Raw genomic sequence first — 12,406 nt, 5'->3', positions numbered from 1 at the left:
CCGGCTCGGCCGGAAGAGCTGGCGGCCCTGGTGCCCAAGGCCGCCCACGCGGTCTTCGCGGCCGCCCTGGTGCGGGCGGCGCTCGACCGCCACGTCGTCGAAGAGGTCGCCGAGGCACAGTCCTGAGCGAGGGCTCCTAGCGGCGCGCCTCGGCTTCTCGGCGAGTTCCGTCAAGCTAGCCGCTTCCCAGTTCGCAGGCGTCATGATTTCGGGATAGTGTGCGCGCCCCCTTCGCAGCCACGCTCCCGCCAAACCGGCGCGTCGCGCGCCGTCGACGTCCCAGGGATGCACGGCCACGAGCATCGCCTCGGCAGGCCGCACGCCCGCGGTGTCCGTGGCGTGGAGGTACGCGTCCCGAGAGGGCTTCCAGCAGCGCGGCCCCGAGACGTCCAGCAGGGCGTCGAAGTGCTCCAGCAGGCCGGCGCTGTCGAGCAGCCGTTGCGTCGTGGCCTGGGAGCCATTGGTCATCGTCAGCAGCCGGTAGCCGGCGGCGTGCAGCATCTGGACGCCCTCGGGCACATCCGGGTGCACGGTGAGCGCGGCGAATCCTTCGACCAGGTGGTGGGCGGCGACCTCCGCGTCACCGGTCCAGTCGCCCAACCCGGTGAGCAGGGCACGCGCGTTTTCCGCGGCGATCTCGGAGAAGTCCGCGTACCCGCCAGCGGCCGTCAGTGCGAAACCGTCGCGGAGGATCCCGGCGAACCAGGTGGGCAGCAGGTCGGCGGACGCGCCGACGTCCGCGAAACGATCGCCTAGGGGAGTCATGTCGCTGAGCGTTTCATTCACGTCGAAGACGATCACGCCAATGCGGTTCACGGCCACGATGACGACTCCTGAGCGGTGGCTGGTGCGCTGTTTCTCCATCGTGCGACACCGTCGGTGTGCGCGCGGCCTCCGTGCGTTGCCGCCTGGGTGCGGATTGTTCAGCCTCGCATTTCTGGGCAGCACGTATATGAGGTGATAAAGATGGATGAAGGTGGGCGTAATGGATCCTCCGCCGTCATGGACGCGATGGCGCACCCCCTCGACACGATGAAGTCCACGGCGCAGCGTCTGCCAGGGGCGGACACGGTCAAAGGGGCCGTCGACAACGTACTGGACACGGTCGGGGTGGTGTCGCCGAGGACGCGGCGGGTGGCCGCCTACACCGGGGCCGGGCTCTTGGGCGTTGCCGGGGTCGTCGAGTGGCCGGTCGCGGCCGCCGGCGCGGCCGCGGTGTGGCTGACGCAGCAGCGGCCGGGCGCGAAGCGGGCCCAAGCGCCGGTCCAGGACCAGGCCCAGGCGCAGGCCGCGCAGGGCACGCCGGAGATGCAGGACTCGATGATCCCGCCGGAGACGCGGATTCCGGCCGAATCCCACGCGCAGGGGCACATGTCAGCAGCGGAGACGCGCGAGTCCCCCACGGCCGAGAAAGGGCCGGCAGCGATGACCGATCCCTATGAGTTGCCTACTCCCGAGGGCGGGCCAAGCAAGGCCAAGGTCAAGGCGAAGGAAGGCAAGAAGGCGAAGGAAGGCAAGAAGGCGAAGGCCTCCGACACATGAGGCCGCTGGACGGGCTTGGACTGCTGATCGGGCTGCCCGCCGCGGGCCTGCGGCTTGCGGCGAGCGCGCCCACTGGCGTGGCGCGTCACGTGGTCCCTCTGGCGAACGCCGGGGCGCGCGCGGCAGTGCGCAGCGCCGTGACCGCCTCACATGGTGCGGTGCGGCTGGGGCGGGCCACCCAGCAGGCGGTCACCGCGGGCTCTTGCTGGGTTGGCGACCGCCGCCTGCACGTCCCTCTGCGGGCACGCCCCGGCGTGGCCTTGGACCGCCGGCAGGTGGAGGCGGCGGCGAAGAAGGTAGCCCGGTCGCTGGCCGAACACCCCGAGGTGCTGGCGGCGTACTGGGACGGTGGCCTCGAATCGCTGGTGGTGCAGCTGGCACAGGACGCGGTGGCCGACGCGGTGGCGGGCCGGGCGGTGGAACTCGCCGACGCCCACCAGCTGGAGCAACCCGCGGAACCCATGCTGGACCACGACCACCCCGGGCAGGCCCCGGCGGCTCGCGTACACGCCGCCGCCCTGGGCTGCGACGTGGCCGGGATCGTCACCGCGACAGCCGCGCGGGTGCTGCGCCTGCCCAGCTCCCCTCGGATGGTGACCGCGGCCGTGACGGCGCTGCGCGAGGGCTCCCGACCGCGGACCTGGCTCCAGCGCAGGCTGGGGCCACCGGCCACCGATGTGGTCCTCTCCGCCGCTTACGCCGCCGCCCACGGCTTCGGGCAGTCCCCGACGGCTCTCATGCTGGACGCAGCCCTGCGCGCGGGTCAGCTCGTCGAATCCGTCGCGCGTTCCGCGTTGTTCGACGAGGTCCACGATCGGCTGTGCGCGCCCGAACGGGAGAGTCTGCCCGCGGCCCGGGTGCGGCGGCCCCGCCTTCATGTGCTGCCGGCGCAGCAGTACGCGGACCAGGCCGTCACTGGAGGGCTTTTGGGTGCGGCTGCGACGCTGGCCTTCACGCGCAATGGCGCCGAGGCAGCCGAGGCGGTGCTCGCCGCCGCGCCGCGGGCCGCCCGCTATGGGCCCGTCACGTTCACCGCCGCCCTGGGCACCGGCCTGGCCCGTCGCAAGGTGCTCGTACGGGACCTGGAAAGGATCCGGCAGCTGGAGCTGGTCGACACGATCGTGCTGCACCACTCCGTGATCAGTGGACGCAAACGAACCCTTATGGAGGTCAGCCCCCGGGGCGACGACTGGGACCACGACCGGCTGTGGCATGCCGCCGCGGCCACGGTTCGGGACCAAGACGAGCAGCCGACGGACGGTGAATCCGGCACCGGCCGAGAGGTGCGTCTGCGGCCTGCTCCCGGCACCGCCCCCGGCACCCGCACCGGGCAGATGACCGCTCTCGACCAGGACAACCGTGAGGTGGGCACCGTCTTCGTCGGCAGGGAAGTCGACCCGCTGGCCGAGGCGGTGCTCGACGTGGCCCGCCGGGCCGGCCTGCACGTGGTCGTGGCTGACGACGGGACCCTCGGCGAGTTCGGCGCGCTCGCCGACCAACTCACCCCCGAGGACGTCACCTTGACGGACCTCGTTCGTCAACTTCGGCAGTCCCGGCGGATCGTGCTCACGGTGGCTCGGGCGGCCCCCGGTACCGGACCCGACGACGACGTGCCCACGGGACTGCTCAGCAGCGACGTGGCCGTGACCGTCGTCGATGGGAGCAGCGCCGTGCTGTGGGCCGCGGACGCGCTCGTCCTGGACGACCTGGCCGGCGTGTGGCGGCTGCTGACCGCGGTACCGGGCGCCCACACCGCAGCCCGGCACGCCAAGATCCTGGCCGAGGCCGGGGCTGCCCTGTCGGAACTGATGGTGCTCACACGCGGTTCGCGGGGACGTCGCGCCGCCTGGCGTGTGGGGCTGCGGCTGAGCCCGGTCAACGCCGCCGCGGCAGTTGCCCTCGTCGACGGCTGGCGCGGCGCCCGGCACGTACTGCACCACGACGTCCCGCGGCCCCGGCCGCGTGTGCCCTGGCATGCTCTGGAGCCCCAGGAGGTCGTCGACCGGCTGCGGGAGACGCAACGGTCGCTGCGCCATGAGACGCCCCGCGCCCGGTCGGCGGCAGGGCGCGTCCGCCAGGCCGTGGCCGCGTCACCCGTAGCCGCGCCACTGCGCCTGACGGGTCGTCTGGCCGGCGCGGTCCGTGCCGAGCTGAACGACCCCCTCACCCCCGTGCTCGCCGTCGGGGCCACCGCTTCCGCTCTGCTGGGCTCGGCTGTGGACGCCCTGTTGGTCACCGGTGCGATGGGCGTCAACGCCCTCGTCGGTGGCATCCAGCGTCTCCGCGCCGAACAGGCCTTGGCCGCACTTGCCGTGAGCCAGCGTCAGCAGGCCCGCCGGGTGGTCGACCTGGACACCGGCGACACGCGCACCGTCGAGGCCGGACGGCTCACCCCCGGAGAGATCATCGACCTCCAGACCGGCGACGTGATCCCCGCCGACGCGCGGCTGCTCGAAGCGGAGGACCTGGAGGTCGACGAGTCCTCCCTGACGGGGGAGTCCCTGCCCACCCTCAAACAGGTGGAAGCCACCCCCCGGGTCCCGGTCCCCGACCGCGACTGCATGGTCTTCCAGGGCGCGACCGTGGTGGCGGGCCACGGTCGTGCCGTGGTGGTCGACACAGGAGACGACACCGAGGCAGGCCGCGCCGCCCACCTGGCCGCCCGGATGCCGCCCGCGCCCGGAGTGCAGGCCCGCCTGCGCGAACTGACCTCGACCGTCCTGCCCCTCACCCTGGCAGGCGGAGCCGCGGTGACCGGAGTGTCGCTGCTGCGCGGCACCCCCGTGCGGCAAGCCGTGGCCGGAGGGCTGGCCGTCGCCGTCGCGGCCGTGCCCGAAGGGCTGCCTCTCACCGCCACCGTCGCCCAACTGGCCGCCGCCCGCAGGCTGACCGAGCACGGAGTGCTGGTGCGCACCCCGCGCACCCTGGAGGCACTGGGCCGGATGGACACGGTGTGCTTCGACAAGACCGGCACCCTCACCGAGAACCGGCTGCGGGTGGTCCGCACCGCCGGGTCCGACGGCCACGACCATGACGTCGAATCCTCTGAAGGCCACGCGATCCTGCGGCAGGCCGCCCGGACCTGCCCCCAGGCCGACGACGACCACGGCGTTCACGCGCACGCCACCGACGGTGCCGTCCTCGAGGCGGCGGGCGACGACCCGGAGTGGGCCCCCGGCGACACCCAGCCCTTCCAGGCCACCCGCGGCTACGCCTCGGCCACCGGTCACGACGCGGAGGACACCCCGCTGCTCGTGGTCAAGGGCGCCCCCGAGGTGGTGCTGCCCCTCTGCCCCGACGCCGACGACACGATGGAGACCGCTCGGAGGCTGGCGTCGGAGGGCTTGCGCGTCCTGGCTGTTGCGGAACACCAACTGCAGTCGGACCAGTTCGAGGGTGCACTGGAAAGTCCCCTGGAACAGCACGAGTTGATGCTCACCGGCTTCATCGCGCTGGCGGACACCCCCCGTTCCGACGCGGCACCGCTGATCTCAGGCCTCCGGAAGGCCGGCGTACGACCCGTGATGCTCACAGGTGACCACCCCGAAACCGCCAAGGCCGTGGCCGTCGCACTCGGCTGGCCCGAGGACGTCTCCGTCGTCACCGGGGACGAGCTTGCCGCCCGTGACCGCACCGGACGGGCGGAGCTCGTACGCGACTGCGGCGTCGTCGCCCGAGTCGCCCCCGAGCAGAAGCTCCAGGTCATCGAGGCCCTCAGGGAATCCGGACGAGTCGTGGGCATGGTCGGTGACGGATCCAACGACGCGGCCGCCATCAGAGCCGCCGACGTCGGCGTCGGCATAGCCGTCCGGGGCTCCGCGGCCGCGCGCAACGCCGCCGACCTGGTCATCGTCAACGACGAACTCTCCGCGCTGATCGAGGCGGTCGCCGAGGGCCGCGCCCTGTGGCACAGCGTCGCCGACGCGCTGACCGTCCTGATCGGCGGCAACGCCGGTGAGATCGGATTCTCCCTGTTCGGGACCCTGGTCTCCGGCACGTCCCCGCTGTCCACCCGGCAACTGCTGCTGGTCAACCTGCTCACGGACATGTTCCCGGCCATGGCGGTCGCCGTGACCCCCCAAGGCACTGCGGATACCAGCGCCGACACGGAACAGGGAGCGGAACGGACCGGCACCGCACCGTTGGGCCTGGGAACCCTGGGCGCACCCCTGGCCCGGCAGATCCGCCACCGCGGCATCCTCACCGCTCTGGGCGCCGCGGCCGCCTGGCTGGTCGGCACCATCACCCCTGGCAGCGCCCGGCGTACCAGCACCATGGCGCTGTGCGGAGTGGTCGGTGCCCAGCTGACGCAGACCGTGACCGGTCGCCGTCACAGCCCCATGGTGTGGCTCACGGTGCTCGGTTCCGCCGCCGCGCTCATCGCGGTCATCCAGACCCCCGGCGTGAGCCAGTTCTTCGGCTGTACCCCGCTCGGCCCCGTCGCCTGGGCCGGGGTGACCGCAGCAGTGGCCCTCGCCGCGCTCGCCCCGTACTCACCGTCCACCATCTGAGGGCCCGTGACACGGCCCGCCTGCGCCAACCGATCCAACGCCTCTGCGAGGTGGGCCATGCGGCGGCGAGCAAGGTGACGGCCCACGAGGCCGCGCCGACCCACACCAGCGGGGCCCCCTTGGGCAGCGTCGCCCACAGCAGCAGGGCCAGGGTGGTGCCGGCGAGGAAGGTCACCAGCAGGGCGCGCGGCCACCGCGCGAACCGCGCCGCGACCTCCCGCACGGGTGTACGGATGCGCATGGTGCGCAATCGCCGGGCGAGCGCCCGGTCCTCATGGCGGAGCAGGCGCTCGATTCCGTCGAGAACCATTCTGGACCTCCTGCAGGTGATCGTCGACATCTCCGCTCTGGGCACCACGGGATACCGGGCCGCCGACTGGCTGCGTGCCCACCACGGGGTGAACCTCCACGTCAGCGACCACCGCAGGATGAGCGCCCAGCTCACCCACGCCGACAACGAGGACACCACGAGGGCCCTGGTAACCGCCCCGACCGACCTCGTCGACCACGCGGGCGATCTGCGCCCCGCGGCTCCCGTGGACATCCCGGGCCCCGAGGAACTCACCCTGGAACAGGTCGTCATGCCCCGCGACGCCTTCTTCGGCGAGTCGGAACAGACCCCGATCGCGGAGGCCGAGGGCAGGGTCACCGCCGAGATGCTGAACACCCTCTTGACCGCACTGTACGTGAAGATCGATGACGAGTTGGGAGGGCCGCGGTGGACGGGCAGACCGCCGGTGCTGACCGACTCCGAGCTGGTGTGTGTTGCGGTCGCCCAGGCGCTGCTCGGCTTCACCTCCGAGGCGCACTGGCTGCGCTACGCCCGCAAGCATCTGGCCGGCATGTCTCCCTATCTGCCGCAGCAGTCCGGCTACAACAAACGGCTGCGTGCCGCCCTTGGCCTGGTCAAGCGGGTCATTCGGATGCTCGCGAAGTCCAGCGACTTCTGGCTGGACGACTGCTGGATCGCGGACTCCACCCCGGTGCCCTGCGGCATGTCCCGGCCCACGGTCAAGCGCTCGGATCTGGCCGGATGGGCGGGCTACGGCTACTGCGCCAGCCACTCGCGGTTCTACTGGGGGCTGAAGCTGTACCTGGTGTGCACCCCGGCTGGGATGCCGATCCTATGGGCGCTGGCCAATCCGTAGATCGGCGAACGGGAGGTGCTGGCCGCGATGCTCGAAGTCGACGCCGGCGTGGCTGCCGAGCATGACGGCATCCTCCTGATCTGCGACAAGGGATTCGCCGGGAAGGATTTCGAAACGCTGCTGGGCCAGTACGGCATCACCATGCTGCGTCCGTCCCGCAAGGACGAGAAGGCCCGCTACGGCGAGCCCATGCTCAAAAAGGTCCGGCAGCTGATCGAGTCGGTCAACGACACCCTCAAGGGTCAGCTCGACCTGGAAGACCACGGCGGACGCAGCTTCGAGGGCGTCGCGATCCGGGTCGCCCAGCGCGTCCTGGCGATGGCCGCCGCGATCTGGCACAACAACCACACCGCAGCCCCCGTCACCCGGTCACTGATCGCCTACGACCACTGACCGGGCCACCGACGGAATCCGTTGAGCTGCGGAAACACGGCTCGGGTGGTGTGGCGTTCCCTTGTCCCTGCGTGAATGTTCCCGGTGAACTGTGGCAAAGAACCGAGCGCGGAGGGAAGCGGCAAATGCTTTGACCCGGTCCCGCCCAGCCGTGATCATGGGCCGGATGCGATTCCTTCCCGCCACCGCTGACCCCACCACCCTTGACCGTGCCGCCGCGTACCCCGCCGACGGCCCGGTTGCCGCCCTGACCGCCGAGAGGTTCAGCGGAGAGCTCGACGCCAACCGGTTCCGCCCGGAGTGGATCTGGCTTGCCGAGGACGAGGACGGGCAAGTCCTCGCCCGCGCGCTGTGGTGGGGCCGCGCCGACAGCGAGCGGCCTATAGCCCTCGACTGTCTCCAGGTCCGCTCCACAGTCGCCGATCCGGTCGCCGTCGCCACCAGGCTCCTCGACGCCGGGCATGCCGCCTTCGGCACGCGCCCGCTGTACAACCTCTCTCTCCCAGCGAACTGGAGCACCCGCCCGGAACTCACCGAGGCGGTCGCCTGGCGTCGTGAAGTGGGCTTGCGCACAGGGTTGAGCCGGGAAATTCAGCGCCTACGTTACGAATGGACTCCCGCGGCAGGACTGCCCGAAGCCGGCGGTCGGCTGGTGTTCCGCGAGGGAAGCGACCAGGAGTTCCTGGATGCCTTCATCCGGGTGTCGGCAGGCAGCCTCGACCAAGCCACCCTTGACGAGCTGCGCACCAAGGACACCAGGCAGTTGGCCGAGGAGGACATGCGGTTCTACCTCGACTGCCCGGGCGAGCGCTCCTGGTGGAGGCTCGCGGAGCTGCCCGATGGCACGCTCGCCGGTCTGGCCGTCCCGTCAGCGACCCCGTACAACCGCAACGTGGGCTATCTCGGAGTCGTACCCGAGCAGCGCGGTCAGGGGCTGATCAACGAGATCCTCGCCAAAATCACCCGTTTCCATGCAACCGAAGGCGCCGAGCGGATCACCGCGACGACGGATACGACGAATGTCCCGATGGCCGCGGCCTTCGACCGCGCCGGCTACGAGGTGACGGAGATCCGTATGGTCCTGGAGGCTCCGGGGGCCGCATGACCAGCCGCGCTCGCGTTACCTGTCAACGGAATCGGCATTCCGTCACCTCGGAGGCAGTATTTCGTCAGTGGGCCTGACCGGGCTTCGGACTTACTCGTCTAGAAGCAAGCCGGTCCGCGGCACGCCGTGCGGGTCGAGGTCCAGGCGTAGGCTTTGGCGACGTCCTCGAACCGCCGGACGTGCTCGCGTGACCATTCAGCCAGATCGATGGCTACGTGATGCACCTCGTGCTCCGTGCGATGGCTGTCTGCGGCGGTGACGAGTTTCTCTGCCAGGTGCTCCTCGCCTTGGTGCAGCGCGAGCAGAATGTTCTTGATGCCGTTCACCGAGTCCGTCCTTACGGGTGCCCAGGGGTCCGTCGACCGTCTGGGACGCGTACGCAGCCGGACCCCCGGCCGTGGCTGGGACGTCGCCGGTTCGCGATGGAGCGGATGCGGTGGTCGTTGGCGCCGGGGCGGCCTGTCCGGCTGTGCGCTCCAGTAGTGTCACGGCCGCTGCAGCGGTCTTGAACAGCGGCTGTTTGGAGACCGGGTCCCAGTCGGTCACCGTCGCCTCGTTGGCGGCGCGACCCGGAGCGCCATGATTGGGCCCGGAGAGCCCTGGAGTGTCCCAGTAGCCGTAGTGGAACGGTACGAACAGCAGGCCTGCCCGGATGCCGGTCACACGAAGCCGGCCACGCAGCGAAGCGCGGGGTGTGGTGACCTTGACCAAGTCACCTTCGCCCATTCCTCGGGCCTCGGCGTCCCCGGCGGACATCTCCACCCACACGTCGGGAGCCGCGGTGTTCAACTGGAGCGCTCGCCCGGTCTTGGTCCGGGTGTGGAAGTGGTAGATCGTGCGCCCGGTGGTCAGCTGGAAGGGGAATTCGGCGCTGGGCTCCTCGTGCGCCGGCAGGTACTCGGCTGCCTTCATGACCGCCTTGCCGTCTGGGTTGAGGGACCGGTACTCCACCACGCTGTCGGATGCACCGGTGAGCAGGTCCTTTCCGTAGCTCTCGCACTGGTCGGGGTGGGCCCAGGCGATGCCGTCGCGATACAGCCGTTCCGTGCCGTCGGGCGCTTCTTCGTTGCACGGCCACTGAATGCCGCTGCCGCCCCGCAGCTTGTCGTAGGTGAGGCCGGTGTAGTCGCGAAGGTCGCCTCGGCGTCGTGCCAGGTGATCAGCGGACCGTCGTCCTTGTCGCGGAATTCCATGCGGGCGGCGTAGCCGAGGAAGATGTCCAAATCTGGCCTTGCCTCGCCGTGCGGGTCGACGGCCTTCTCCGACAGGTGCACGGTGCGGTCGGCGTTGGTGAACGTGCCCGTCTTCTCACCCCAGGTGGCCGCGGGCAGCACCACGTCGGCGAGCTGAGCGGTTTCCGTGAGGAACAGGTCCTGCACGACGACGAAGAGGCGTTCGTGGGCGAGTATCGAGCGGATGCGGGACAGCTCCGGCAGGGACACGGCCGGGTTCGTGCCGCTGATCCAGAGCATGGCGATCGAGCCCTGCTCGGCGTAGCGGAACATTTGCATCGCATGGGTCGGCGGGGCGTAGTGGGGGATCGAGGCGGGTTCGACGTTCCACAGCTTTGCCAGGTCGGAGACATGGGCCTCGTTTTCCCAGTTCCGGAAGCCGGGTAGGTCGCCGTTGGCTCCGCATTCGCGCGTGTTCTCCGTAGTGGGCTGTCCGTTCATCTGCAGCACCCCGGCCCCGGGCCGTCCGAGCATGCCGCGAATCAGGTGCAGGTTGTTGACCTGTACGGCGGCCGCCGTGGCTTGGTGCGACTGATAGAACCCCTGCAGCACGGTCGACGTCAGCCGGTCCGCGTGGCCCAGGAGCTCCGCTGCCTCAACGATGCGTGCCGCAGGGAGGTCACAGATCTCAGCGGCCCACCTCGCAGTGCGGTCTCGTACCCGCTTCGCCAGTTCCTCATAGCCGACGGTGTGCGCGGCGATGTAGTCGTGGGCGACGCGATCTGTGCGGATGATTTCGTGTAGCAGGGCGTTCATCAGCGCCACGTTCGTGCCTATGCGCGGCGCGAGATGAACGGCGGACCGGGAGGCGGCTGGAGTGGGGCGGGGGTCGACGCACACCAGGCGTGGTGGGCCGGTGCCTTCGAGTCGATCCAGGATGCGCATCCATTGCACCGGCTGGGTTTCGGCGATGTTGTGGCCGAACAGGGCGATGACGTCAGCGTGGTCGAAATCGTCGTAACACGATCCATCGCGGCATCCCAGTCGCACTCCACGAGCTGGCCCTCGCGGCGGATCAGCGGGCGGGTCAGCCGGTCGGGGCTGCCATTGGCCTGCCAGCCGAAGAGATCTTTCTGACCGAGCCGGCCGCGGTTCACTCGGTCAATGGCACGACCGCGTACGCCACGATGCGGCCACCAGCGACGGCGATCTCCATGGCGTCGCCGTCAGAGTGCAGGATCGAGGCAGTTTGCACCCACCGCTCCACCCTGCCCGGCTCGATGCCCTCGGCCAGGTACGCATCTACTCGCGTGGGCCACGTCTCGGCCCGGCCGTAGGGCGTTCGGCTGCCCCTCGGGTGCGCGATCCGATCCACTGATGGCTGCATCCGCGCCTCCTGCTGTAGGTGCCTCCCAACCAGACCCCATCGCGTACCCCGGAGGCTTCCCTACTCATCCCCTCGCCAGAGGCCCATCAATGAACCACCCTGGGCCTCCCCCTACCCGCGGGGACTCAAGGCACGCCATGGAGCGCTCTTGGCCCCGTCTCACGCTGCCCTTTTTCGATTTCTCGTCTCTTCCCGCGGTTGCGGGAGGATTCTGGGCACCTGCCCACCCGCGACGCGCCTATGTCTGCGGTCAGAGATGCTTGAGCATCGCGTCAAAGGCATGGGCCCGTCACTGGCCCGGACCTCGTGGTTCACTGACACGACCAGCCGGGCGGACCCTCCCCACGCTACGCCGCCCGCGGTGACAGTGCCCTCGCCCCGGGCGGTCATGCAAGGAGCGTCAATCGGACTTCGGTCCTGAGCGCACGATGGACGGAAGTCTGCCCCGGCCCGTCGACGCATTTGAGGTCCACGAGGCCTTTGTGCTGGTGATCAGACGGGTGCGTTCTCCTCCGGGCACCCCTAGCCCGGTGCTCGTAGAGTTGTACTCATGCCGGACCTAACGCTCGTGCAAATCGAGGGGATCGTCCGCGAAGCGCACGCGCACCAGATGGACAAGTCGGGGCGGCCCTATGCGGAACATGTCGAGGCCGTGGTCGACGGAGTCAGGGAGCGGGGCGGCTCCGACGAGCAGATTGCCGCCGCTTGGCTGCATGACACGATCGAAGACGAGAAGCTCTCACGAGAGTGGCTTGTCCTTGCGGAGCTTCCCCAGCATGTGAAGGACTTGGTTGACGCCATGACCAAGCGACCGGGGGAGAGCGACGAATCGTACGCGTGCCGAATCCTTGCCGTGCCGGGCGCTCGCCTCATTAAGGAAGCCGACCTCGCGCATAACGCAGACCCCGCCAGGCTCGCCCTGATCGACGAACCCACCCGGCGCCAGCTCAACGAGAAGTACGCGAGGCTGAGGCGGCTGCTCGGCCTGACAGCGGGCGACGCATAACGCCAACGGAGGCCTCACTGCTCCGCCCTCCCTCTGCGCGAACCGTTGGGTCTGCTGCACGATCGGGTGACATCTGAACTGGCTTGCCCTGTGGGGCGGGTGGGAAGGATGTCGCTGTGCCCAAGCCCTATCCGGAAGAGTT

The 12,406-nt window shown here is 70.0% G+C and carries 6 protein-coding genes and 2 pseudogenes; 5 read left to right on the top strand and 3 right to left on the bottom strand.

Going from position 1 to position 12,406, the window contains the following annotated elements:
• A partial coding sequence (locus ABZ312_RS44295; RefSeq protein WP_500440146.1) for a haloacid dehalogenase type II occupies window positions 1-864 on the bottom strand: 864 nt, incomplete at its 3' end.
• A gap of 138 nt (window positions 865-1,002) precedes the next feature.
• Between ABZ312_RS44295 and ABZ312_RS44290 the strand changes: the two genes are divergently transcribed.
• The 4 genes and pseudogenes from ABZ312_RS44290 to ABZ312_RS44275 all read left to right on the top strand — a co-directional run bounded on the left by ABZ312_RS44290 (window position 1,003) and on the right by ABZ312_RS44275 (window position 8,699).
• Complete coding sequence (locus ABZ312_RS44290) at window positions 1,003-1,542, top strand: hypothetical protein (protein ID WP_500440145.1); 540 nt, start codon at window positions 1,003-1,005, stop codon at window positions 1,540-1,542.
• On the top strand, window positions 1,539-6,053 hold the full coding sequence (locus ABZ312_RS44285; protein WP_500440144.1) for a cation-translocating P-type ATPase: 4,515 nt from the start codon (window positions 1,539-1,541) through the stop codon (window positions 6,051-6,053). Before ABZ312_RS44290 ends, ABZ312_RS44285 begins: the two co-directional genes overlap by 4 nt.
• Before the next feature lie 656 nt (window positions 6,054-6,709).
• Window positions 6,710-7,594 (top strand): annotated as a pseudogene (locus tag ABZ312_RS44280) (IS982 family transposase).
• A 166-nt stretch (window positions 7,595-7,760) separates the two neighbouring features.
• A complete protein-coding gene (locus ABZ312_RS44275) occupies window positions 7,761-8,699 on the top strand; it encodes a GNAT family N-acetyltransferase (RefSeq protein WP_500372832.1) in 939 nt (312 codons plus the stop codon).
• Window positions 8,700-8,797: 98 nt separating this feature from the next.
• Here ABZ312_RS44275 and ABZ312_RS44270 read toward each other — a convergent pair whose 3' ends face one another.
• Both ABZ312_RS44270 and ABZ312_RS44265 read right to left on the bottom strand, forming a co-directional pair.
• Window positions 8,798-9,025, bottom strand: coding sequence for a hypothetical protein (locus tag ABZ312_RS44270; RefSeq protein ID WP_500440147.1), 228 nt, complete (start codon window positions 9,023-9,025; stop codon window positions 8,798-8,800).
• A 31-nt stretch (window positions 9,026-9,056) separates the two neighbouring features.
• A pseudogene (locus ABZ312_RS44265) lies at window positions 9,057-11,258 on the bottom strand (molybdopterin oxidoreductase family protein); the annotation flags it as partial.
• A 550-nt stretch (window positions 11,259-11,808) separates the two neighbouring features.
• On the opposite strand from ABZ312_RS44265, the gene ABZ312_RS44260 reads away from it, so the two are divergent.
• Window positions 11,809-12,264 carry an HD domain-containing protein gene (locus ABZ312_RS44260; RefSeq protein ID WP_500440143.1) on the top strand — a complete coding sequence of 152 codons (456 nt, stop codon included), beginning with the start codon at window positions 11,809-11,811 and terminating at the stop codon, window positions 12,262-12,264.
• Window positions 12,265-12,406 lie beyond the last annotated feature (142 nt).

It is taken from the genome of Streptomyces sp. NPDC006207 (assembly GCF_040613835.1).
In the GTDB taxonomy this organism is placed as follows: domain Bacteria; phylum Actinomycetota; class Actinomycetes; order Streptomycetales; family Streptomycetaceae; genus Actinacidiphila.
This window is presented reverse-complemented; position numbering and strand designations above follow the sequence as displayed.

What these genes read in the sequence shown, in the direction of transcription:
- ABZ312_RS44290 (WP_500440145.1), top strand. Translation starts at nt 1,003, where the DNA reads ATGGACGCGATGGCGCACCCCCTCGACACGATGAAGTCCACGGCGCAG.
- ABZ312_RS44285 (WP_500440144.1), top strand. Translation starts at nt 1,539, where the DNA reads ATGAGGCCGCTGGACGGGCTTGGACTGCTGATCGGGCTGCCCGCCGCG.
- ABZ312_RS44275 (WP_500372832.1), top strand. Translation starts at nt 7,761, where the DNA reads ATGCGATTCCTTCCCGCCACCGCTGACCCCACCACCCTTGACCGTGCC.
- ABZ312_RS44260 (WP_500440143.1), top strand. Translation starts at nt 11,809, where the DNA reads ATGCCGGACCTAACGCTCGTGCAAATCGAGGGGATCGTCCGCGAAGCG.